We start from the raw sequence: 22,370 nt of genomic DNA on the forward strand, positions 1-22,370 counted from the left end.
AAGCTGCTCATCACTTTGCTTGCGAGTAGAGACGCCAGTCTGCACAGTGCAAAAAACAGGGAAATGTTGACGATGTTGCCTGCTGAGTTAACCCGCCAATCCATTGCAACCGCGTTGGGCACACAGCCTGAGGCGGTGGTGACTTTTGCGCAGGCGTCATTTGCACTTCGGCCAGAGCACCTAGATTTCTTGGGCCTAGTCAATGCACACGCCCGTGAAGAGCCTACGCCAGATGCAGTGGTGCTAAAGGATGATCAGCCACTGTTTTACATCTGGGATCTTAGGCACGAGCCCCCGCAACATGCTCAGGATCGATGCCGGGACATGTCTCGTCTTGCACTCAGGGCGGATGCTCCCTACGTCGTATTCCTGCGTCCTGGCAGTGTCCAGGTCTACGCATTGGGGCAATCGCGAGATGTAAATGCCTCACCGCTGTTGGAGGCTACGGATCTGCATCCGGGACTGCTCGCCAAATTGGCTTTCGGGGATGTATCGACGCGCTCCGACGGTATCAGCACGCACGACCTAATGCTCGAGTTGCTGAATGTCGTTACTGAAGAGCTGATTGGGTTTCGAGGCGTCAGCGCCAATGAGGCCCTAGCATTGACCGGACGGGCGATTTTTCTTCGATTCCTGCATGACCGGGGAATTCTTGAGGATCAAAATCCGTTCCCTGGCGTGCCCCGTTTTCTGGATTGCTTGTCTACGCCAGAGTTTGCCGCGATCAGTTCGGCTTGGCTTGACGAGACCTTTAACGGCGATTTGCTGACCCTTCCGGATAATGGTGATGAGGTCTATTTTCGGAGCCTGAACGTCATTAATGGCACCTCGGCTTTGGACGATCTGAGCGCGATAATCAGAGGCGACAAGCCTGTGGGGGATGGTGCTTATCAGACACAGTTTTCTTGGAATGATCTGCACTTCGCCTATATCCCCGTAGGCCTCCTTAGTCAGGTGTACGAGGAATACATCCATCGGTTTGAGACGGAAACAGCAAGAGCGCAGAGCGTCTATTACACGCCCCGGCACTTGGCAGAATATGTCGTAGATCAGGCATTGGGCATGTTGGGACAAGAAGCCTACAAGGCTCGAGTACTAGACCCCGCTGCAGGTGGCGGCGTGTTCCTGCTAGCTGCATTTCGTCGACTGGTTCAGGGCTACTGGCGAGCTACAGGCAAGCAGCCCACTACGAAGGTCATACGGCACATACTGAACAACCAGTTGGTTGGAATGGACATCAACCCGGCAGCGCGACAGTTGAGCGCTCTGGCGTTGTATTTGACCGCTTTGGAGCTGGATCCTGATGTCGCCAAGTTGCAGGATCTAAAGTTTGACCATCTCCAGGGGCGCGTATTGCTTGATGCTGAGAATTGGATGGATGAGACCAGTGGTCTGTGTCTCGGCAGCCTGAGCCGTCCCGCTAGTGATTTATTGTGCGGCCAGTTTGATGTTGTTGTCGGTAATCCCCCCTGGACCTCCGTTGCTGCGCCCAAGCAACAGAAAGCCTTTGACCAAGTCTCACGTCAAGCAATGGTCGAGCGTGGCATCACACCGGTAGCCAATCCCGATGGGGTGCCAGATTTGCCATTCGTTTGGCAATCCACCCGTTGGGCGAAGCCCGATGCCGTGCTGGCTTTCGCGCTTCACGCCCGTTTGCTGATCAAGACGACACCGCAAGGTCTGGATGCGCGCAAGGCGCTTTTCAGTGGGTTGGATGTCAAGTACGTTCTGAACGGCATGGAGCTGCGTAATACTCCTGTATGGCCAAGCAACTCCGCATATTTCTGCCTTCTTTTTGCTCGCAATCGTGCTGCTGAAGCGGGAAGCCAGTTCTATGCTGTGACGCCCGCTGTTGACCGAGCGCTCAATGCAGAGGGCCGTATACGTATCGATCACAAAGATGCTTGGGCATCTGATGCCGATATGGTGGGTCAAATACCTCACCTGTTCAAAACGCTCGCGAAAGGTAATGGCCTAGATGTCGCGTTGCTGGAAAAAATACAGCGTGACGTTAAGCGACCTCTCAAGGGTTCCAATACCCGCGATTCCAGCCTCCAACCCGATGCGCACCGGCCAACTTTAAAAGTCTATGCCGACAGTGTCGGTATCCACCATGGCCACGGGTACCAGACCAGTAGCGGAGACGAAGACGCGGGATTTCTCGCTGGTTTGCCGATGATGCCGGATCCAAGGGATGCGTTGTGGCACGTAGTGCCTACTCAGGATTTGCCCCCGTTCGAGCTTGAGCGTGTGCATCGTAAGCGTCAGTCCAATATCTACGACCCACCGCTAGTGTTGCTGAGGAAGTCGCCCAGTACTCAGGATAATGCGCCTACAGCGATGCTGGCTCTGGATCGGGTTGCCTATCGCGAATCGTACATAGGATACAGCTGTGCAGAAGTCTCGGAGCCTCGTCTGATGTCCGTTTACCTATGGGCATTGATGAACAGCAAGCTCTTTCTGTACTACGCCTTGATGACCAGCAGTATTTTTGGCTGCGAGCGTGAAGCTATGCAGAAGTCAGATATCGAGCAGTTCCCAGTGATCCCGCTCGAATCGCTTTCAAAGGAAAGTATCGATCTTTTGCACCAACTCCTCGCGAAGGCCGAATCACGTGAGTTCGCAATGCAGGATGTCGACTCGATTGTCAGCGCTATCTATCGATTAGCGCCGGCGGATATCACTCTGGTTGAAGATCGCCTATCCACGGCTCTGCCTTTCTCTCGGGTAAAACGGTTTGCTGTGTCTCCGCCCAGTGAGTTGGATGTCGATCGGTATCTGGAGTCGCTCGAAAAGATCCTTAAGCCTTTCGACATGAGTGACCAGCCTCTTGAGTTGACCGCGTACCCACAGAGCCCGCTTTCGCCATGGCGATTTATTAGGGTCGGGGAGCACAGTCTTGATGACATACCCAACGCTTCTGATTTATTGGGGGCGTTGAACATGGCAGATGACATGGGATGCACGCTGGTGGAGTTCCATCAGGAGAATGCTGTCTATTTGGGCATCTTGAATCAGTGTCGCTATTGGACCCGAACCGCCGCACGTACGCTTGCCCTGGATTTAATCAAGCGTAACGATGCGATTCTCAACCGAGTGACAAGGAGCAGGGTCGCTAGATGATCGGGCCACATGGAAGTCCTGGAAAATTGATCTCAAGTAATACCGGATTCCCCGTTAAGGTCTCCCCAAATGTCTTGGCCGTAGTGATCCAGGCATTGCAGCAGGCGTGGGTCGTCATTTGCTCAGATCCGGCCAAGCACCTCTCGCCAGTCACACCTGGCAACCCCGAAGAGGATCGTTATACGGATGCACTTTGCGAGATACTTTCTTATTTTTTGGACTCCGACGATTGTCCCATCGATGGTTTTACTTCCGATGTATTTGAAAATGTCGAACGCTCACCCAATATCGGAAACTTCGATTTAGGTGTTATCAACAAGCAGCCAGACCTTGTGATCCGCCTCGCCAATCGTCCGATGTCTAACTTTCGTCGTTACGTTGGTATTTTTGCAGAAACAAAAGTTGTATCGAAGGGGAAGAGCCTAACTAATTACACAAAGGAAGGTGTTTCTCGGTTTGTGCGTGGTGACTATGCATGGGCAATGCAGGATGGGCTGATGATCGCGTACCGAAAACAGCCTCATCGGGAAATAGCTACGCTGGCAACACCGCTGGAAAAGGATCATTCATTGTTGGTCATTCAAGATAATTCTCAGCATCTCACTCAGTCAGGGTTGCCGGTACCTGCCTGTGGCAAGAGCACCCATGATCGTCAGTGGAGTTACCAAGCTGGTGGGGCGCCTGGAGAGATCCGCCTCTGGCATCTCTGGGCTTTTGACATCCCTTAGCCTTCAACAGGCTACTGAGCTCCAGCTGTTATCTCACCGAAAGCAGGCGACGGCTGGAGCGAAGAATGCTTCTTCAAAGGAGAGCAAATGCTCAACTTGAAACTTTCCTTCACTCCGCACTGGCGATGCTAAAAGAATGTCACTCAATTCTCGTGAGAGGAGTTCAAGTCTGGCCGCTTTCAGTGGCCTCGGGAGGCGGTGACATTACAATACTTAAGTTCTCTTTGATTATCTCCATGTCAAAGAAATGTCCTTGAGCAAAACTCACAAAATATTCAATAGCGTATTCTAGGAAGCTTTGTTTGTTTGTGATCTGTTCAGAGATGTGGGCGAGCGCGGTAGCGAATCGGTACTCAGCGGGACCTTTATTAAAGGATGATAGGAATAGCTGCAATCCGTGGTTGAACACATGTGAAGAGTAAGACATGACAGGTGTATAGGGTGGCGAGTTGATGCTGCTGCTTGAGAAGAATTGGCCGCGTAGGTGAGCAAGTATCAAATCAAGCAAGAATGCAAGATGTTCGATCCCCACAAAAATCTGTTTGCCGTGGTTCTGGATGATTTTGAACAGAATGAATCCGGCAAGATTATTAGGGTGCCCTGCGAGCTTTTTGAGCTCTGAATACGTAAGAGGCAGTGGTAATGCCCCCATGGCGTACAGCATGAGTGCATGTCGCTTATGCTCAAAATCAAATGGTGCGCAGGACATTGCTCGAACAATTAACGCATGAGCATTGACCACCAAACGATCAGAAGAAGCGTGCAGTGAAGCGAACACTGGGTCCATACAGAGCCAAGGGATGTTGCTTACTGATGAGAGCTGCATTGCGTCATACACTGTATGATCGACACCACCCCTGATGGAGTAGACCTCCAGCGCAGCGTTGTGTAGGCCGGGGTGGACTACTGTCGAGTTTTCCATGATGCATCTCAGCGCGGCAATAACATGCCCGTTGTGAGCTTGGAGGTCGGACGCTGTGGTGCGATAAAATTTTCCTGCGCCCGTAACCCCCATCACCATGAAGTTTTCGTCGCTGATTTCTTCGATCCAGGTACCTAACGCTTCTTTGGTGGCAGCCGGCAAGATGAACGTTATGCCGCTTTCCAGCAACCGTTTCGCTAGGTCCGTGACAGCAAGGTAGCTGATGCTATATGCATCTAATATCACCGTCGTTGGGTCGGTTTCCCCGTTGGCATAAAGCAACGATTTGGAAATTCCGGCATCGGTCCAGCAATTGAATGCGGCCTTGAACGCACTCTCAGCAAACAACCCATGCCCGCGCATGAACAGTGGGATGTTGTCGATCGTCCGAAGTTCAGACCGTCTTTCTTTTCCCAGACTCAGCTTTTCCTCGAGAAAAGGTACAAGCTCTGCACGGTCTGATGGAGGTTTCATAATTACAAAGCAGTCGCTACCGTCATTGTGTGTATGCCGGAGTTGAGCTGCCATGCGAAGGCAAGCAACGTAGGGCGGAAGGCGCTCCTCGATCGCGTATGTCACCATCCCGAGTGTCAGCTTCTCGTCGACGGCTGAGCTCAGCAGCAACTGCCCCAGATTGCTAGAGCCCTTTAACGTGCATTCGCTCACATCTAAGTGATCCTCGACGATCAGCTTGGTTTGCCTGACACCGTCCTGGGTAAATTGAACAGCTCCTAGGCATTGCGGCAACGTTTGCGAAACCTCCATATCGGCCCGTCCGAACGTGCTGGAACCAAAGTGAAAGTCGACGAAATCGATTGCCCGGTTGAGAGGATCCTGGGTAAACCAATCCACCCACCTAGTCTCTGCACGTTTGAAATTTCCTGATCTCGTCATGAAAAACAAAATGGCCACCGCCTCTCTGGAGTAGTGCTCCAACAGAGAGTCGGAGATCCGCGCTTGAAAGTTGCGCTGCTCCTCTATGTCCTGATATCTGTCCCGCAGATAACAACCCCGGTACCAGCAATGCGGTAAGTCCGGGGCGAGATCGATCATTTGGTCACTGATTTCTAAAGCGAGCGGGATTTCCCCTAGCTTTTCGTGTTTTAGCGAACAGAAATTCATCAATGAAAGGGACGAATCAGCGTCTGCCACTCTACTCAGGACTTCATCAAAGGTTTTGAACTGCTGTGCTTCTAACAAGCATTTGAGATGCGTTATGACAAAGTTTGATGGCCAAAGCGCGTTGTCACCTATGATCGGTGACGTCAAGATCAGTGCCTTGTCAGGCAGCTTTGCGGCGAACAGTTTCTCAGCGAGTTCGAAGATTCGTTCGGGGGAAATTTCATTGAGCTCATGACCCCATTTGTCGGAAAAGTGCTCTACCGCCTGAGCTAGTGCGCTTCGCTGTGCCAGGTCATCTTGTTGTTCTGCTGCCCTGAACGAGCGAGCAAAGAGCTGCGTGAATGCGGCTTCCTTTTCCGAGAGATCGCTGATCCTCATCTCACCAGCTAACCACTTCGTTATTTCGGCGGGGGTAGCAAGGTGGATAAAAGGAATCACCTGATTAATGGTATGAGTGCTTTCGGCAAGAAAGTCCCTGCACCAAGCATTTCGTGTGGCGGGGCTTTTACTCGCGGCATGCAGGTCGCGCCTCCACTGAGGAAGTTGGGAGTCATCACCGGCTAGTGCTTTGAGCTGAGCAGCGGTTTCGGCGTGGGACGGCCCCAAGAATTCAGCGTATTTGTTAAGCGTGTCGAGCAGGGCGGGAGGATGAACCCCTTGATAGCAGTTCAGTATGGGGCATGCCATATTGTAAAGACGTGGGTCTGTGCCGTTTGAGCGTCCCAAGAGATCGACAACTTCAGCCGTCAGCGCGTCCAGCTTCTGCTTTACCCGGGGGGAGCACAGCCATAGGTGGCGTTGTTGTAGTTCGCTATTGAGCGCCAGGGCACTCACCAACACTCGCAGCACCTCGGCGTTATAGCTCGGATGCATCTCGAGCAGTCGATCCCCAGCACGCACTGCGATGTCTAGCAGTTTCAACCGTAATGCACCCTCAACGATGCCGGTCATCTCACCTTCAGTGAGGACGAACTTTCGGCTGAATTCCTCCAGTTCGGCCTCATCCGCAAGGAGGCTTAAGAATGCTTCTTTTGCATACTGGCCAGGCTGCGATTCCGAGGCGAAGTATTTTTTTGTGTCCGCCTCTTTTTCGGTTTCGGCAGAGAGCCTGATCATCGCAGCAAGGCAGACATCTTTGACAATCGGGTTCTCGGTCGCCGAAACGATTTTGAAGATGGTGCCCCATGCAGTGCCTTGTTCTGCGGGCTCAATCAAATCGCCATAGATTGAAATGGCTTCCAGTAGTGCGTCGGTCTCGAGGTCCTGGTGAGTCATGGACTTCAGCAGGCTCATCTGGGTTTTTGCCTTCTCCAGGTCTTTTTTGCGCAGGCTATCGAACACCATCTCCATCGGCCTGAGAAGGACGTCCGGAGCTAACGTTTTGATCGTTACAAAGATTTTATCTCGAACGTTGTCGCCACTTCCGCTGTGATGCTGCTCAAACGTACTCAACCTGCGCTACCTCAGACCGATCAGTTTTTAACGATTTTATTGCCGGCAACGTTGTCTCCACTGCCGGTATGGGTTTGAGTGACGGTATTGATTTGTGATGGTGCAAACAAGGCCGCCTGGGTGTTGATGCTGCGAATCAGACCTTGAAAATCAGCTGATTCATCTAGGCGTCGAGTGATGGCTATCTCGCTCATTTCATCGCTGATTTTGAGCTTGGCCAGCTCTTCAGCCACAGTGTCGGCCAACACGTCGTCTTTGATCCACTGAGCTAAACGCTCTTTCAGTGACTGGCCTGTAAGCTTCAAGCCATGCTTAAAGATGTCGTAGGCGGAGCTTGCGATGATGCCGGAGGTAATGAAGTCCATTGTGCTGTATTCCTTGAATTAACATGGTCTGAGGAGCCGTCCCCTCAAGAGAAAGGATGGGTCGTTCAGCTGTGAACCGGTCGAGCTAGAAAGGGCTGCGGTAATGAGCGTCAATTTAACTGGGGCGATCTATGCTAGCACCTGTGACGTAACCCGGTGCCGTTACCAGACTGTCGAATGTCTTCAAATTGCTGGTCTTTTGCTGACTTCGCCAGAGTGGCTTTGGCATCTCCTTTATACAGAACCTGCGCCGGAGAAATGTCCAGAATGAATGGTAAGACGAATGAATTAAAAGTCCGTCCTCGGGTGTTCGACTCCGATCTTATCCAGCTCGGCGATATTGTCCTGACGACCACCCCGGATCCCATGAGCCAAACGATCCGTAGAGTCACCGGCGCCGACATCTCTCACGCAATGATTTGTGTTGGTAAGTCGAGTGTGATCGATTCAACTGGCGACGGTGTACATGCACGCAACCTTGAGCGGTTCATGCTCGAACCTGGCTGCGCGGGGTATGTGCTCCGGCCGGTAACACCACTGACCACTGAGCAGTTGCATTCAGTCATCTCCTTCGTGAGAGCAGCAGTTGGCACTCGGTACTCCAAGACTGGAGCCGTCAAAAGTGTGCTTGCTGGTTTTTTCGCTGGTCGGAGACAGTACTGCTCGCGCTTAGTCGCCCAAGCTTATCGTAGTACCGGCGTGAACCTGGTGATGGATGCGGACTTTTGTCATCCCGGGGAGTTGCTGAAAAGTACGGCGCTCGTTGAGGTCCCAAATGTACTTAGAGAGCTCAACGAAGCAGAAGAGACTGACAGGCGTGACAGTATCGACCACGTTCAGGCGATGCGCGACTCAACCAACGTTTTGCTTGGCGAGGCTCGCAAGCTGTCTTCCAGCATTGAGTCACTCAACGATATCGACGCATACCTGGTTGAGCATCAGGAGGCGGACGTTCACTTGGTGCAAGCTCTGAGAGCTTCGAGATATCTGGATCTATGGCGAGATGAGCTCGAAAGGAACTCCTGGCAGTACCACGTTGCTGTTATGGAGGGGGACGAACGGTCAGTGGAGGGCAAGACGGGGTACTGTGAGGAGCTATTGGCAAGCGAGAAGTTGGGCCAAAATCGTTTTGTCCTTAACCACGCGGGCTACGTGACCTTGCACGCATTGCATCCTCGCCAATATTTCGCTCTGAAGATTGAATTGTACGAGCTTCTGTCCCAACTGCATGTTCGACGCATCAAAGCGGCCACTACTTGGCTTGAGCGCAGAGGGCTGCTGGAGCCCGAATCTCGCACGCTGCTCCGCCCTCACACATCGGAGTGGTTCGCTTCGCTACGGGAATGGAACCCAAAGCAGGCTGCGATGACAGAAGCAGCCATTAAGGTCGCGGGAAGCCTGGACATATGCACTGTCTGCGCAGATGAGCCCGCCCGAGATTATGTTCTCTTGAGAATGCCTGCCGCTGGACCAGGGACGCTTCGGCTTTGCGATGATTGTTTTCACATCCGCTCCATTGATGACCCAATGAAGACTTTTTAGCCAAAGAAATTCCAAGCGGTGTGGATGCTGGTCAACTGCGCAATGGGTTGCGTTGCTCAATACACGCCATACTTGATGCGCTCCAGATATTCTCTGACCCGACGATAGCCATTGTCATCAGTCACAACGCTGCAGGGCGATTGGTAGTCTAGGCCGCGGGCGGGTTTGTTAAACCACTGAGCGGCAAGATCGCGATTGCCGAGAACCTCTGCCGCCTGGGACAACACCATTCCTCGCCTTTCCAGATAAGCCAGGTACTGCCGGCTCAGGCAGGCGGCGGTGGGAGAAACGCTCGTGCCGATTGACCAGTCGTCTGGCTTGGATTGCGCGCTTGAGTGCATTGTTGCCACCTGCAAGTTGCGATGTTCAACAAGGTCAGCATACAACGGTACTAGCCATCAGAGCAGTGCCCCACGTCGTCTGAAAAAGACCTTCGCGGCAGAACCTTTCGCTGACCTTACCCAGCCAGAAAACATCGCTGGTCGGCGCCCCCAACTACTAGCTCGAAAGATCCTTTGTTCCGGACAGAGTCGGAAGCAAAGCGCATGGTTCCGCTTGCAGAAGTAGCCTGTCAGGGTAAGGCTCGATTCGAACGCGCGTCAGGAGATCGTCAGTCGTTTAAAGCCTACCTGCGCAGGCTTTAAACGATGAAGGTGCTTTCAGGGCCTCTTTTTCCCCTGAAGCTTTTGAAGCTCCTGCAACAGTTGAAGATTGATTTTTTGCGACGCATCCAGCTGGTTTTGATACTGCTCGAACAAAGGCGCCATTAGGTTGTAAGCATCGATAGCGCCGGCATTGCGCACCGCTTGCGCGCCACCTTGTTGAGCCAGAAGCATGTTCCGGGATGCGCCACCTGAAGACCATTTACCGGTTTTCGGGTTGAGCGTCTTTTGTGTCCATCCAGCATCATAATCGTCACGGTTGATCATGCTCACCTCCGTTTCATTGACTCCCGATGCCAAGCTCATGAACAACAGCAGCTTGAAGTGGCCGAGAGTCGGCTTTAACAGAGTAGCTCAGGCATCCCGTTGGAAAGGGGGCGCTCATCGCCGGCGTCGACCCGTGCGTCGGTTTACAACACACGATTAGGGGCTCATCGACCCCCTAATCCTGCACTCTCGATTAAAAGATCGTGGGCGTCGTGCCAGGCGTCAATGAGTTCTTCGCGGCCCAAATTATTTGCAGCCTCTGAATAGGCCTTCAGGAATTCAGAGCTTGTCAGCCATTCCTCCGATCTTCCTACGACTTTCCTACCGTACAACGTAAGCACGATGATCTGATTGTCGACTTCCTCGTCCAACGATCTCGCGTCGGACATGCTTGTCTCACGGATCAACGTCATGAGCATGTTGACCATGCTGATTGATTCGGCCTCCGCGAGTCGAACGAGAGTACTCACCATCCCCTGTGCGATGTCGTCGAGTAGCTCTTCTGATACACCTTTTGGCACATTATTACGAACGGCTCGGGCTTGCTTCGCTTTCGTCTTTGCGCGCTTAGCCCGTTTGGCCTGTTTCTGGGTAGAAGCCATTTTTTGTTCCTTCAAGTGGCTTTGAACGGCTCCGTCGATCGCTTTAATTGTCGATAGAGCCGGCTGGGATTTCACTTTCGTAACCCAATGCTCGAATGGATCGTCGCTTTAACATCAGGCGCTGGATCTCTGGGACATTGGCTGTCAAAGACGTCTCAAGAGGCGCAACGTAGTCATCCGTCTGCTTTCACAGCAGTAGCGACGGTGGTGCAACGTTGTCGTCGCTCGACTTGCGTTACTTTAAGCTTGGGTGTGATTTGAAACATTTAAGGTGAGCCGAACCTGCCCGCGCGCAGGTTGGCTCCAGTCAACACGACTTACACCCTCGAAAGAACGACAGCAGCGCAGAGAACTAGTACGACAGCGGTTACAGGCTCTACGCCGACGCCACAAAGGGCGACGACTGCACCGCCGAACGCTTGGAGGCGTTGGGCTAGGGCCGCTGAACCGTTATCTGGTTTGGAAAGTTGCATAGATTTCCTCCCTAGACGCCCATCCAGTCCCTTGATGCGGCTGGTATGAATGAGCAGGTCCAGACTGCGCCACTTTAAGTGTTCGCCGGACACAAGGGGTGGCACCCAACCGGTTCATCTGGCCTCACGCTAGGTGGCGAGAAGCCATTAGTGACTTGAAGAGTAGTTTGAGTCGGCTGAAAATGAAATCTCTATCAGCTCATTCGTAACAAATTTTGACAACGCGGGTGTAGGGCTGCCAACGATGTCGCGCGCAAGCCTTTGTTGTAGGGTGAATCGTAGCTTTATTTGGGGTGCTCACCGAAACAAGAACCACCGGCCCTGTAATTCGTCACGCGCCGATTTCGCGCTTGACGTGTGAGGGTATCAGGCGGAGGTCCGCGGCTCCTTTATCAGCTTTGCCGGCACGCCAACTTGCTTGTAGAGCACGTCAAGATGCCTAAGTCCATTGAGCCAGTCCGCAGATGAGGTGTCGCCGCTTTTGATCCACGCCAGAAAGTCGGAGTAGGAGACGTCGTTAGTTAGTTGAGGGAGCTCGTACTGAAATTCAAACTGGCGCCCCTCGGTGCCGGCGACCGCTTTGAGATGGTGTTCCAATGCCATTTGCACGGACTGCCTAGGCGTACGTCTGGTACGTTTGGCAAACATGAGTTCGGAAAAGATCCAGGGAGAGGAAAGGTATTGGTCGTCCTCCATGAGGTCTTTAACCTTCACGGAGTGATCTGTATCCAGAAAGATCAGTAGTTCAGAACGGTCAATCATCTCATGCAACGCTGAATTTAAAATCATGTGGACGTTGGATGTAGTGCGATTTCTCAACCCATAAAAGTACGAATTTTCTTTGTCTCTGTTAGCGCTGAAATTCTTGTCTACCTCTAACAAGAGATTGTCAGCATGACCCCACACGCACGAATCAACGAACGCAGTGAGTCCGAGCCTCTGAAAAGCGATAGCGAGGCTGATCGCTTTAGCCTTGTCTGCATGAGCATGTGAGATGAAGACGTCTACATTAAATTTGGGAAATAGGTGATTCTCGATCGCCGTGGCGTTTAGGTTTTTTTCGCCGTCGACTAGGTACTTCTCTATATCGGCGGTGAGGTTGGCATTTCGCGACTCAAACTCCGCGATTTCGTCACTAGTGGCGCTCAAGCCCGTTCCGGTAAATCCATCTATCCGTAAGTCCAGAAACATATCAACCTCTCGGGGAAAGCCAGAAGGCGAAAACAAAACCAGCGATCATGGGGATATGGAACCCCCAAATAGACTTCCTTGCCAAGACAGTCCAGTAGGCTTCCTTGACAGCATTGATCGTTACCGCATCAATCACAAAACTTACTTCCTTGGAGAGGGGCTGTGCAGCTGCTACATTATAGAGCTTCACAAATGCGCGCTCCTGTTGCAGAAAGTAGGCGTGGTAACACATGAATATCACGCCTGGCAGAAGGAACATCCAGGCATGAAACGTGACATGTTCTCCACCAGCGAAGGCTAGCAGTGCACTCAACACTGTAACGCTGGCACCTTTGATGACTGAGGAGCTATTGGCCAGGCGTGAAACTATTCCCTGAACAATGTTCAGGTATGCCACCCGCAGAGCGGCGCTATCTGGACTAGACATTAATAATCCTTAATACATCGACGTTTTTCACTGTCCCGAACGCTGGGTTGGTGGGTGGCACATTGGTATCACGAGAGCTATGCCTTCGTAAACACTAGTCATCGCTGATGCTGTGAAGCTCAATAGGCGGAGCACGCGTTTGGCTCCGTCACCTCACTTGCCAACAATTGCCGCTACCTATTATGGGCATTCCGTCCGCAGCAGCCTGGCAGCCGAAGCTATACGCCTGAAGATGATGGAATCGACTTCTCCCAGTCCGGACTGGATGGGCAGACGTTTCTGTTGGAGGTTGGTAGAAATGCGAAAGGAAACGTTTCATGGATCAGCACGAAGCGGTTCTGGCATCTCCAGCAGGGGGACAGCCCCCTCTGGATCCGAAGAGCGAGCTACCCGACTTCCAAACTGAGATGCCCCATCGATTCAATGCCGACCCTGCTGCACAGAAGGCCTTGGCATCAACGCTCAAACTCGACACAGTTAGCGAGGTCGATTTTGACGCCGTGTTTTATCCAGGTGGTCATGGCCCGTTGTGGGATCTGGCTGAATCCAAGACTTCCATTAGTCTAATCGAAGCCTTCGAGCGCGCCGGTAAACCCATTGGCTTCGTTTGCCACGCCCCTGGAGCGTTGCGACATGTTAAGGCTGCTGACGGCGCGCCGCTCATCAAGGGACGCCGAGTCACTGGTTTCACAAACGGTGAGGAAGCTGCTGTTGAACTCACTGATGTCGTGCCGTTTCTCATTGAAGACGATTTTCAGCGCTTGGGCGGGCACTACGAGAAAGGACCGGACTGGGCACCGTTTTTGATTGAAGATGGCAAGCTGATCACTGGTCAGAACCCCGCCAGTTCTGAAAATGTTGCCAAGGCAATCGTTGGCCAACTGAAGTAGCCCGCTGGTTTTTCCTGAGCCCTTGAAGGGCTCAGGTGCGGCGAGATCCATAATGACTAATGAGGCCTACCATGATCAAACTTCACCATCTCAACGACTCTCGTTCCCTGCGTATTCTCTGGCTGCTAGAGGAAATTGGTGCACGCTACGAATTGGTTCGCTACCGACGTGATCCTGTCACGCACCTCGCGCCAGACTCGTTGAAAGCCATCCATCCACTGGGTAAGTCACCAGTGATTGAGTTTGAGGGGCAGGTGTTAGTAGAGTCAGGTGCCATTGTCGAGTACCTGATACGTCGTTTCGCCACTGAACTGGAGCCAGCATTTAATTCGCCTGACTACCTTCAATACCTCCAGTGGATTCACTTTGCGGAAAGTTCTGCGATGGTGCCGGTGCTGCTCAAGGTGTTTACACAGTTCGAGGCTAATGCAGGCACCCAGCTCAAATTTCTAGATGGTTACACGCAAACTGAATTCGAAAAGGTGTTGGGGTTTCTTGACAGCGTTCTCGCCGACAAGACGTTTATCGTGGGCGAAAAATTGTCTGGCGCCGATTTCATGCTGGCTTTTGTGGCGATCACTGTTGTTGAACAGTTGAGTGCCGGCGCGCAATTCCCCAATCTGGCTGCGTACCTTCAACGACTGACGTCGCTCGACAGTTGGAAGCGAGCGTTGAAATTGGAGCGTGAGAACGGTTGAGCTGTTTCGGATTAATCATGGACGGCATCAAGGAGTCGTAGCGTTCTAGCCACCTGAGCTAACCTCGACGAAACCGCGTTTATCGACACCGAAGGATGAGTTTTCTGTGGCTGAGAAATTGAAAAAAGGTCAACGCCTTCAACTGTTTTACGATGAGCTTGCCAAGGAGGCTCAACCCCGCTCCGTGGTGGAGTCTCGAAATATGATGGCGGAGGTCATGAAGCGTATCGAAAGCAAACACGCACCTGGGGATTCAGATCCAATGACCATCCCTGAGCTATCACATTGGACAGTCGCCAAATACGGTCAGGACGGAGCCTACATTCCGCTGATCAACGGGGAGATTCACATCAACGCCAATGGGGCGGCCGGCTTTCATGACAGTCGCATGGGCCAATATGCATTCGTAATGAGTTCTGCAGACGGGGCCGACTTCGCTCCCGAAGTTGGGTACAGGTATTCATATGAAGATGCTCAAGCTCGGCATAAGGCCGTTACTGTAACAGCCTCGACTGATGTTACCGACACCGCATCAAGTGAAGCTCCGTGTGAGGTTGCAGACACCACATCACGAACAGAGTCGGAAACGTCACCAACTGCTAAGAAAGTCGGATTGTGGCAGCGCATTGTGGGGTTATTCAATTAATTAAGGAAATCTCAACCAGCTTTGATCGACTCACCTTGATTACGCCCACGCTAAATTGACCCAAGTGCTGACATGGGATTAGCCACATCCCATGTCAACAGCTACTCAGCAAGCCGAGCAGAGTATTAGGGCGATGTTTTTATATGATTCTCTCGATCTGTTACATAAAACGAACCTTCAAGTGTTACTCGTTGAGCTTCGCTGAAAGCCATTTTGTTTTCCCGTTTGCCCCTTTGCCGGTCTCCAACAAAAAGACCTGACCATCGAGGCCTCGGGATGAAAAGTCGACGGATCCGTCTGTTGGTGTATAGGTTCTTGCGGTCGAGCGGTAAGGACGGAAAGCGGAAAGCAGGTATCGTCGGCCATCGGCCAATGAGGTGAAATAACACCCGAGGCTCCCAGCAGATGTCTTATTTGACCAGACCTTGAAGTCCAACCGAGCAAGCCATGTGCCGGTGGGAACGTCTTCCCAAGCATAGGATTTAAGCTCTAAACCCGCATCCAATGCACCCTTGTAACTCCATCCTCGCAGCGAGCTTTCAGCGGGTGTTTCAAAGGTTTTTTCCACTTATTTCCTCCTCCGTGATCGTTTTGTCTGCACAGGCTACGCACCGACACTCCCATGGTGGACGGTTGACGTCAATTCTTGCTGGGTGTGGAGGGGCCTACCTGATTCGGTTGGAGCATTTCACTCGTAACCGCAGCATCGTGTCGATGATGCAGGAAGACGGCGAGCAGATTGGGCGATTCAACGTGCGAGCTCGTATTTCATCAGCTACTTCGAGAAGCTGCTGGGCGAAGGCCAGCGCCTGCTGCATATGCATTTCGACTACATCATCAGTGCCGCTAGTACCACCGTACGGCTCGGTCGAGATCATGAGGAAATAATTGACGCGATCGTCGCTCTAAACCGATGAAGCAGAGCGAGCGGCGTACGAGCACACGATGATTTTTCAACGGCGTTTCTTGGCGTATTTACAGCAAAATTTTACAGAGAACATGTCCGTAAAGTAGTTGGCTGCCCGGAATGCTCCCCGAGACCAAATCATCCTCATCCTAGCGATCTAGACTGAGCCTGGATCAATCCATGCGATTGACGTTGCGCTCCTTGCGGATCACCAAGGCTGGTTCCCGTCGCCTGAAAACTCCCACTAAGATTGGGCATATGTATACAAATTAGGAAGTTTATGTCTTGAGCATAAACTCCCTAATTTCGATATATAGTACCTACCGCTTGAGAATGTGAAGGTCTCCTAGACCACTGTGAAGCCATCGTTAGAGCTTAAAGTCCGTCGCATTAATTTCCAAAAAGTCGCATCTATTTCCGAAACCTACAGCTGCCACCGACCAGTGCTGGCCCGGATGCGGAGTGGTGGGGCTGGCGGAAGGGGCGTTGCGGCCAGTGAGTCAGGGGTACCCCGCTGGCGACCGATTGAATCGCTGCCACTTCCAGCGCCTCGCATTCGGAAAGCGGTGGCAGCAACCCCGGCAAACGACTGGCCAGCAATGTCTTGCCAGTGCCCGGCGGCCCGCTGAACAACAGGTTATGTGCCCCCGCAGCGGCAATCAGCAGTGCGCGCTTTGCGGCTGTTTGACCCTGCACCTCGTTGAGGTCGGGATAGGGCTTGGCAGCGTGCATCAAACCATCGGAAACGTAAGGCTCCACCGGCGTATGCCCATTGAAATGAGCCACCGCTTCCAACAAATGATCCACCGCAAACACCTTCAACCCCGACGCCAGACATGCCTCCTCAGCATTCGCTCGAGGCACCACCAGCGCCCGCCCGGCCTTGCGCGCCGCCAGTGCTGCCGGCAGCACACCACGCACCGGCCGCACGGCACCTGACAGCGCCAACTCACCCAGACATTCCACATCGTCCAGCGTCAGGCAGGGCACCTGCACACTGGCCGACAAAATCCCCAAGGCAATCGCCAGATCGAAGCGTCCGCCATCCTTGGGCAGATCCGCCGGCGCCAGATTCAAGGTGATCCGCCGCGCCGGAAATTGCAGCCCGGAATTGATGATCGCGCTGCGCACCCGATCCTTGCTTTCCTTCACCGCCGCTTCAGGCAGGCCGACCATGGTCAGCGACGGCAGGCCGTTGGCCAGGTGGACTTCGACAGTGACGGCTGGAGCTTCCACGCCAACCTGGGCGCGGCTGTGGACAATGGAGAGGGACATGGTCGTTCCTTGAGCTGAATCGGGAGCCGCTTCCTGCGGGTTTTTGAAGGGTAGTTGAGCCGGGTTTCACTGCTGAAATAGAGGTTTACAAGACGTATCCAGACCCGATGGGCTGTCACTGCTTGCCTGAATTAGAGCGTTGACTCTCGCCCGGCATTGAAGGATCATCCCATTCGAGGACTGCAACTGCGCATTCGTCGGGACTGGGCACCAGCAAAAGCTCCCCCGCATTTTTGGCAGCAGAGAAAGCTGGTTTCTCTGAAGTAGTGACGACGGGCTAGCCTGTCGGATTCTGAACCCAAGGCTGTAAAGCCCGGAGCTAAAGAATCGCTGCGACTACTCCTCAAAAAATACTTAAAAGGCGTCCATCGGACGCTTTTTTTATTTCTGATTTGACGGTGCTCGTGGTATCTGCCCCACTAACGTGCCATGTGCGCGTTTTTGCGGGTACCAAGTCACCACGAAGTAACCAAATCCTGTGGCGCGCTCGTGTCGCGGTTCAAGAATCAGTGTTCCCATAGAAGTCCTTAGTACCGCGACCCTGTTTCCACATCGCTGTTCTTTGAACTCACAATAGATTTGTGCTCCCGGGACGATCATTTTCGCAACAATCGCTGCTACCCCATCGGCAGTCTGGCAACCATGCTTGAGCAAATCGGCATTATGGGCTTCCCAAATGTGCACTACGCCAAAACCACTATTCGCTCGACGGTGGATACCTACCCGCAGATAAATCTCCCCGCCTGGCAAGCCGAATTTTGGCATATCGGGGATCGTGCCAAAAATGTAACCACCATCTGGATGCTGAACCAGCGTGTTTTCTTTGAGCTTGAGCAAATCAGACAAGAGGGATCCAGAACCAGAGTGTCTGGCGATCAATGTGTATCGCCTGGAACTCGACGAATAGGATCGACCAGCGCAGGCGAAAGCCACCAGCCTAATCACAGCGAAGAACTCACGGAATCAGGCGCAGACGCTGATGTTTGTAGGGCCATGCCCTAATATTTGTAGGACGCTGGCGAAAGGGGTGTGAAGGTCTTGTACCGGGAGTCGGATGTTCCACTTTGGCCACTCAACGCAGCCTCTGGAGGCGAAAAGTGGACCGCAATGGTATGCGCCCGATTCTTCCGGGCGAGGTTCTGAATAAGGAATTCATGGAGCCGTTGAGCATGACCGTCATGGATCTGGCCATGCCCACGAAATGGCCCGAAAGCGAGATCGAAGAGCTTGTGAAATGCCAGCTCAGGATCTGCGCCGATCTGGCAATCAGCCTTGCCACTCATCTCAACACTACGCCTGAGTTCTGGATGAATCTCCAATCGACTTACGATTTGCGCGGGGCCCAGCTCCGGCATGCGGGTTTATAGCGATTGCAGCATCCGCGAAGCCCTTTTCCACCATGGCCCTGCCCTGGTCGCCAAACCCTCTGCTGAACATTCAGCATCAGATGAGCTTAGAAACCTGGGCTTTTTAGCGCAATCGGACGGCGGTGGTGCAGGTTGTAGGAGGTTGCGGGGATGGTTGAAGGGCTGAAGATCAAAAGATCGCAGCCTTCGGCAGCTCCTACAGGGGACGCGGGTTATTCCGCGGGCGGTGTCAGCTTCGCTTCCATCTCGGCAACCTTCGCTTCCAGACTCTCAAGCCGTGCACGGGTGCGCGCCAGCACCACCATCTGACTATCGAATTCTTCCCGGCTGACCAGATCAAGTTTGCTGAAGGCACTCTGCAGCAGCATTTTGAACTGGCTTTCGATTTCGGCTTTCGGCAGTGGCGTGTCGCCGCTGAACAGGCGGGAGGCGGTGCCGCTCAGGGCGTCGAGGAAGTCTTTGGGCGCGAGCATGGGAAATGTCCTGGAAACAATGGCCGGCAGTGTATCACGCAGTGTCTATAGTCAATCCCGTTGCACGGATGCACGCTTTTCGCGCAGGGGGACGGACGGTGGCGCACCGTTGTTGTGCGTATCGGCAAAAGCTTTTCTGCCCGAGCGCTTGCAACAGGGCCCAAGAGATTGAAATGCAGGGTTTTTGCCGAGCTGGCAAGGTTTCTGCTTAGTCACCCTCGACCCATGCACTGATGCAGTCGCTGTGACGAATGCAGTGCGGCAGACGAAGCGGGGAGTTTCGTCTGATGCGGTTAGCTGGCGTCAACGATGCGTTACAAAGCCAGGCACTGCGCTTAGACTTGAGACGGGTTTGTTTTCCTGGGGCAAGTCCACCAATTCGGGAGAGAGTTTCATGAAGCTAGTCACTGCCATCATCAAGCCGTTCAAGTTGGACGACGTGCGCGAGTCGCTGTCCGAAATCGGCGTGCAGGGCATTACCGTTACTGAAGTCAAAGGCTTCGGCCGGCAGAAGGGTCACACCGAGCTGTATCGCGGCGCGGAATATGTGGTCGATTTTCTGCCCAAGGTGAAAATCGACGTGGCCATCGACGACAAGGATCTGGATCGGGTTATCGAGGCGATAACCAAGGCGGCCAACACCGGCAAGATCGGTGACGGCAAGATCTTCGTGGTCAATCTGGAACAGGCGATCCGCATCCGTACCGGCGAAACCGATACCGACGCGATCTAAGCGCCGCCACAAACCCAACGCCCCAGGAGAAAACAATATGACTCTGCGTAAATTCGCAGGGCTAGGCGCCCTGTTGTCCATCGTAATGCCCGGCATCGCCATGGCGGCAGACGAAGTGGCAGCGCCAGTCCTCAATTCCGGCGACACCGCCTGGATGCTTACCTCGACAGCGCTCGTGCTGTTCATGACCATCCCCGGCCTGGCGCTGTTCTACGGCGGTATGGTTCGCTCGAAAAACATTCTTTCCGTGCTGATGCAGTGCTTCGCCATTACCGGTCTGATCAGCATCCTGTGGGTCATTTATGGCTACAGCATTGCCTTCGACACTACCGGCATGGAGCAGGGCGTCGTCAACTTCAATTCGTTCTTCGGCGGCATGGGCAAGGCGTTCCTCGCCGGTGTCACGCCTTCGAGCATCACCGGCCCGGCGGCGCTGTTCCCCGAGGCGGTGTTCATCACCTTCCAGATGACCTTCGCGATCATCACCCCGGCGCTGATCGTCGGTGCGTTCGCCGAGCGCATGAAGTTCTCTGCGATGCTGATCTTCATGGGCATCTGGTTCACTCTGGTTTATGCACCGATCGCGCACATGGTCTGGTCCGGTAACGGCGGCCTGATGTGGGACTGGGGCGTGCTCGACTTCGCCGGTGGCACCGTGGTGCACATCAACGCCGGTATCGCCGGTCTGGTGGCGTGCCTGGTACTGGGCAAGCGCAAAGGCTTCCCGACCACACCAATGGCTCCGCATAACCTCGGCTACACGCTGATGGGCGCGGCGATGCTGTGGGTCGGCTGGTTCGGCTTCAACGCCGGTTCCGCTGCTGCTGCCAACGGCACTGCCGGTATGGCCATGCTAGTTACCCAGATCGCCACTGCCGCTGCGGCACTGGGCTGGATGTTTGCCGAGTGGGTCACCCACGGCAAGCCAAGCGCACTGGGTATTGCTTCGGGTGTGGTTGCCGGTCTGGTCGCGATCACTCCAGCCGCTGGCACCGTGGGCCCGATGGGTGCACTGGTGATCGGTCTTGCCGCAGGCGTGGTGTGCTTCTTCTGCGCCACCACCCTGAAACGCAAACTCGGCTATGACGATTCCCTGGACGCCTTCGGCGTGCACGGCATCGGCGGTATCCTCGGCGCGATCCTCACCGGTGTGTTTGCCGCACCGGCACTGGGCGGCTTTGGCACCGTGACTGACATTGGCGCGCAGGTCTGGATTCAGATCAAAGGCGTCGGCTTCACGGTGATCTACACCGCGATCGTCACCTTCATCATCCTCAAGGTGCTGGACGCCGTCATGGGTCTGCGTGTAACCGAGGAAGAAGAGTCGGTCGGCCTCGATCTGGCACAACATAACGAACGCGGCTACAACCTGTAAGTACGCGCGATAAAAAATTGCCCGGTTCGCCGGGCATTTTTTTGTCCGGGATTTGTCATTCAAGGAGCGGCTGAAAGGATTTTTCTTACGGCTTTGGTCGTCTTTACGGCGAGGCTTTTTCTGCGGGCAATCGCTTACATCGCTGCAGGAATATTAGGGCCTTTGTTTTTTTTCAGAGCACGCTAGAATGCGCCCCGAACGAGCGGAGAACTGTATGTGGCAACAGACTCTGATAACCCTGCGGGCAAGGCCCCGGGGGTTTCATCTGGTGACGGACGAGTTGCTCGCAGGCTTGCCTGAACTCAGGACCTGTCGGGTCGGTCTGTTGCATTTGTGGCTGCAGCACACGTCGGCGTCGTTGACCATCAACGAGAACGCCGATCCGGCAGTTCGTCGCGACTTCGAACGATTTTTCAATCGTCTGATCCCACAAGGAACGGACGACTACGAGCACAACGACGAAGGCCCGGATGATCTCCCGGCGCACTTCAAGGCCAGCGTGCTCGGTTGCCAGATCAGTCTGCCGGTTGCGGCTGGACGGCTGGCAGTGGGTACCTGGCAAGGGATTTATCTGGGCGAGCACCGTGATCATGGCGGTGCCCGTAAAGTCCTCGCCACCTTGCACAGTGAACAGGCATGAGCCGCTGCCGGGCAGCGGCAGAAGATTTTTCAACGGCGGCTTCGACAGCCGCCAAAGCTGGTCTATAACTAATCTGCTTTTGGCAAGTCATGAGGTAGAACATGAGCGACGATGATCTGGAAAACGACGACCTCGAAGTAGGCGACGAAGACGAGGCCGAGGAAGGCCTGGAAGCGGCAGCGGAAGACGTTGCCGAAGACGATGGTGGTGACGACACGCCGGCCCCGGCTGCCAAAGGCAAAGCCAAGGCTGCGGTATCGGTCGATGAGTTGCCGAGCATCGAAGCCAAGAACAAGGAGCGTGACGCCCTGGCCAAGGCCATGGAAGAATTCCTTGCGCGCGGCGGCAAGGTGCAGGAAGTGGAGGCCAACGTGGTCGCCGACCCGCCCAAGAAGCCGGACAACAAGTACGGCAGCCGCCCTATCTGAGGCGCGTCGCTCGCTTGCTGGAAAAGCCCGCCGTCGCTGCGGGCTTTTTCATGCCTGAAATA

20 protein-coding genes and 2 pseudogenes are annotated in these 22,370 nt (G+C 53.8%); 11 read left to right on the top strand and 11 right to left on the bottom strand.

Annotation, left to right across the window (positions count from 1 at the left end):
* The first annotated feature begins 63 nt into the window (after positions 1-63).
* Both AC4IHP_RS01705 and AC4IHP_RS01710 read left to right on the top strand, forming a co-directional pair.
* Positions 64-3,123 carry an HsdM family class I SAM-dependent methyltransferase gene (locus AC4IHP_RS01705; RefSeq protein WP_490830728.1) on the top strand — a complete coding sequence of 1,020 codons (3,060 nt, stop codon included), beginning with the start codon at positions 64-66 and terminating at the stop codon, positions 3,121-3,123.
* Between the two features lie 74 nt (positions 3,124-3,197).
* Positions 3,198-3,851, top strand: coding sequence for a hypothetical protein (locus tag AC4IHP_RS01710; RefSeq protein ID WP_490830729.1), 654 nt, complete (start codon positions 3,198-3,200; stop codon positions 3,849-3,851).
* Positions 3,852-4,014: 163 nt separating this feature from the next.
* Here the strand turns inward: AC4IHP_RS01710 and gapS6b are convergent, their stop codons facing one another.
* Together gapS6b and gapS6a are read right to left on the bottom strand one after the other, a co-directional pair.
* A complete protein-coding gene (gene gapS6b, locus AC4IHP_RS01715; RefSeq protein WP_490830730.1) occupies positions 4,015-7,347 on the bottom strand; it encodes a GapS6b family protein in 3,333 nt (1,110 codons plus the stop codon).
* Between the two features lie 20 nt (positions 7,348-7,367).
* Complete coding sequence (gene gapS6a, locus AC4IHP_RS01720) at positions 7,368-7,712, bottom strand: GapS6a family protein (RefSeq protein ID WP_490830731.1); 345 nt, start codon at positions 7,710-7,712, stop codon at positions 7,368-7,370.
* A 267-nt stretch (positions 7,713-7,979) separates the two neighbouring features.
* Between gapS6a and AC4IHP_RS01725 the strand changes: the two genes are divergently transcribed.
* Positions 7,980-9,254 carry a YiiX/YebB-like N1pC/P60 family cysteine hydrolase gene (locus tag AC4IHP_RS01725; RefSeq protein WP_490830732.1) on the top strand — a complete coding sequence of 425 codons (1,275 nt, stop codon included), beginning with the start codon at positions 7,980-7,982 and terminating at the stop codon, positions 9,252-9,254.
* A 56-nt stretch (positions 9,255-9,310) separates the two neighbouring features.
* Here AC4IHP_RS01725 and AC4IHP_RS01730 read toward each other — a convergent pair whose 3' ends face one another.
* The 5 genes from AC4IHP_RS01730 to AC4IHP_RS01750 all read right to left on the bottom strand — a co-directional run bounded on the left by AC4IHP_RS01730 (position 9,311) and on the right by AC4IHP_RS01750 (position 12,876).
* On the bottom strand, positions 9,311-9,640 hold the full coding sequence (locus AC4IHP_RS01730) for an antitoxin Xre/MbcA/ParS toxin-binding domain-containing protein (protein WP_490830733.1): 330 nt from the start codon (positions 9,638-9,640) through the stop codon (positions 9,311-9,313).
* Positions 9,641-9,913: 273 nt separating this feature from the next.
* The gene (locus AC4IHP_RS01735) at positions 9,914-10,183 is read right to left on the bottom strand and encodes a hypothetical protein (protein ID WP_490830734.1); all 270 of its coding nucleotides are present in this window, start codon (positions 10,181-10,183) and stop codon (positions 9,914-9,916) included.
* 164 nt (positions 10,184-10,347) lie between these two features.
* Positions 10,348-10,785, bottom strand: coding sequence for a hypothetical protein (locus AC4IHP_RS01740; protein WP_490830735.1), 438 nt, complete (start codon positions 10,783-10,785; stop codon positions 10,348-10,350).
* An 839-nt stretch (positions 10,786-11,624) separates the two neighbouring features.
* Complete coding sequence (locus AC4IHP_RS01745; protein WP_490830736.1) at positions 11,625-12,407, bottom strand: hypothetical protein; 783 nt, start codon at positions 12,405-12,407, stop codon at positions 11,625-11,627.
* Between the two features lie 43 nt (positions 12,408-12,450).
* The gene (locus AC4IHP_RS01750; RefSeq protein ID WP_490830737.1) at positions 12,451-12,876 is read right to left on the bottom strand and encodes a hypothetical protein; all 426 of its coding nucleotides are present in this window, start codon (positions 12,874-12,876) and stop codon (positions 12,451-12,453) included.
* A 329-nt stretch (positions 12,877-13,205) separates the two neighbouring features.
* On the opposite strand from AC4IHP_RS01750, the pseudogene AC4IHP_RS01755 reads away from it, so the two are divergent.
* From AC4IHP_RS01755 to AC4IHP_RS01765, 3 genes and pseudogenes are all read left to right on the top strand, one after another.
* A pseudogene (locus AC4IHP_RS01755) lies at positions 13,206-13,766 on the top strand (type 1 glutamine amidotransferase domain-containing protein); the annotation flags it as partial.
* 71 nt (positions 13,767-13,837) lie between these two features.
* Positions 13,838-14,464 carry a glutathione S-transferase family protein gene (locus AC4IHP_RS01760; RefSeq protein ID WP_490830738.1) on the top strand — a complete coding sequence of 209 codons (627 nt, stop codon included), beginning with the start codon at positions 13,838-13,840 and terminating at the stop codon, positions 14,462-14,464.
* A 106-nt stretch (positions 14,465-14,570) separates the two neighbouring features.
* On the top strand, positions 14,571-15,110 hold the full coding sequence (locus AC4IHP_RS01765; protein WP_490830739.1) for a hypothetical protein: 540 nt from the start codon (positions 14,571-14,573) through the stop codon (positions 15,108-15,110).
* A gap of 184 nt (positions 15,111-15,294) precedes the next feature.
* Here the strand turns inward: AC4IHP_RS01765 and AC4IHP_RS01770 are convergent, their stop codons facing one another.
* The 3 genes and pseudogenes from AC4IHP_RS01770 to AC4IHP_RS01780 all read right to left on the bottom strand — a co-directional run bounded on the left by AC4IHP_RS01770 (position 15,295) and on the right by AC4IHP_RS01780 (position 18,138).
* Positions 15,295-15,678: a hypothetical protein gene (locus tag AC4IHP_RS01770; protein ID WP_490830740.1), complete on the bottom strand. Its 384-nt coding sequence runs from the start codon at positions 15,676-15,678 to the stop codon at positions 15,295-15,297.
* Positions 15,679-16,440: 762 nt separating this feature from the next.
* Positions 16,441-17,292, bottom strand: a pseudogene (locus tag AC4IHP_RS01775) (YifB family Mg chelatase-like AAA ATPase); the annotation flags it as partial.
* 381 nt (positions 17,293-17,673) lie between these two features.
* Positions 17,674-18,138 (bottom strand): hypothetical protein, encoded by a 465-nt coding sequence (locus tag AC4IHP_RS01780; RefSeq protein WP_423522332.1) that lies wholly within the window; start codon positions 18,136-18,138, stop codon positions 17,674-17,676.
* Between the two features lie 251 nt (positions 18,139-18,389).
* Between AC4IHP_RS01780 and AC4IHP_RS01785 the strand changes: the two genes are divergently transcribed.
* Positions 18,390-18,659 (top strand): HigA family addiction module antitoxin, encoded by a 270-nt coding sequence (locus AC4IHP_RS01785; protein WP_490830741.1) that lies wholly within the window; start codon positions 18,390-18,392, stop codon positions 18,657-18,659.
* A 212-nt stretch (positions 18,660-18,871) separates the two neighbouring features.
* On the opposite strand, the gene AC4IHP_RS01790 is transcribed toward AC4IHP_RS01785, so the two are convergent.
* Entirely contained in the window at positions 18,872-19,132 is a 261-nt protein-coding gene (locus AC4IHP_RS01790) for an accessory factor UbiK family protein (RefSeq protein WP_007920416.1), read from the bottom strand.
* Positions 19,133-19,526: 394 nt separating this feature from the next.
* Here AC4IHP_RS01790 and glnK point away from each other — a divergent pair, with 394 nt between their 5' ends.
* From glnK to sutA, 4 genes are all read left to right on the top strand, one after another.
* Positions 19,527-19,865 (top strand): P-II family nitrogen regulator, encoded by a 339-nt coding sequence (gene glnK / locus AC4IHP_RS01795; RefSeq protein WP_002555808.1) that lies wholly within the window; start codon positions 19,527-19,529, stop codon positions 19,863-19,865.
* 37 nt (positions 19,866-19,902) lie between these two features.
* Positions 19,903-21,240, top strand: coding sequence for an ammonium transporter (locus AC4IHP_RS01800; RefSeq protein ID WP_041476939.1), 1,338 nt, complete (start codon positions 19,903-19,905; stop codon positions 21,238-21,240).
* A 214-nt stretch (positions 21,241-21,454) separates the two neighbouring features.
* Complete coding sequence (locus AC4IHP_RS01805) at positions 21,455-21,880, top strand: secondary thiamine-phosphate synthase enzyme YjbQ (protein ID WP_490830742.1); 426 nt, start codon at positions 21,455-21,457, stop codon at positions 21,878-21,880.
* A gap of 101 nt (positions 21,881-21,981) precedes the next feature.
* Positions 21,982-22,308 carry a dormancy-specific transcriptional regulator SutA gene (sutA, locus tag AC4IHP_RS01810; RefSeq protein ID WP_016772583.1) on the top strand — a complete coding sequence of 109 codons (327 nt, stop codon included), beginning with the start codon at positions 21,982-21,984 and terminating at the stop codon, positions 22,306-22,308.
* Positions 22,309-22,370 lie beyond the last annotated feature (62 nt).

The organism is Pseudomonas sp. UF-293 (assembly GCF_058245595.1).

What these genes read in the sequence shown, in the direction of transcription:
- AC4IHP_RS01705 (WP_490830728.1), top strand. Translation starts at nt 64, where the DNA reads ATGTTGACGATGTTGCCTGCTGAGTTAACCCGCCAATCCATTGCAACC.
- gapS6a (WP_490830731.1), bottom strand. Translation starts at nt 7,712, where the DNA reads ATGGACTTCATTACCTCCGGCATCATCGCAAGCTCCGCCTACGACATC.
- AC4IHP_RS01725 (WP_490830732.1), top strand. Translation starts at nt 7,980, where the DNA reads ATGAATGGTAAGACGAATGAATTAAAAGTCCGTCCTCGGGTGTTCGAC.
- AC4IHP_RS01735 (WP_490830734.1), bottom strand. Translation starts at nt 10,183, where the DNA reads ATGATCAACCGTGACGATTATGATGCTGGATGGACACAAAAGACGCTC.
- AC4IHP_RS01740 (WP_490830735.1), bottom strand. Translation starts at nt 10,785, where the DNA reads ATGGCTTCTACCCAGAAACAGGCCAAACGGGCTAAGCGCGCAAAGACG.
- AC4IHP_RS01750 (WP_490830737.1), bottom strand. Translation starts at nt 12,876, where the DNA reads ATGTCTAGTCCAGATAGCGCCGCTCTGCGGGTGGCATACCTGAACATT.
- AC4IHP_RS01760 (WP_490830738.1), top strand. Translation starts at nt 13,838, where the DNA reads ATGATCAAACTTCACCATCTCAACGACTCTCGTTCCCTGCGTATTCTC.
- AC4IHP_RS01790 (WP_007920416.1), bottom strand. Translation starts at nt 19,132, where the DNA reads ATGCTCGCGCCCAAAGACTTCCTCGACGCCCTGAGCGGCACCGCCTCC.
- glnK (WP_002555808.1), top strand. Translation starts at nt 19,527, where the DNA reads ATGAAGCTAGTCACTGCCATCATCAAGCCGTTCAAGTTGGACGACGTG.
- AC4IHP_RS01800 (WP_041476939.1), top strand. Translation starts at nt 19,903, where the DNA reads ATGACTCTGCGTAAATTCGCAGGGCTAGGCGCCCTGTTGTCCATCGTA.
- AC4IHP_RS01805 (WP_490830742.1), top strand. Translation starts at nt 21,455, where the DNA reads ATGTGGCAACAGACTCTGATAACCCTGCGGGCAAGGCCCCGGGGGTTT.
- sutA (WP_016772583.1), top strand. Translation starts at nt 21,982, where the DNA reads ATGAGCGACGATGATCTGGAAAACGACGACCTCGAAGTAGGCGACGAA.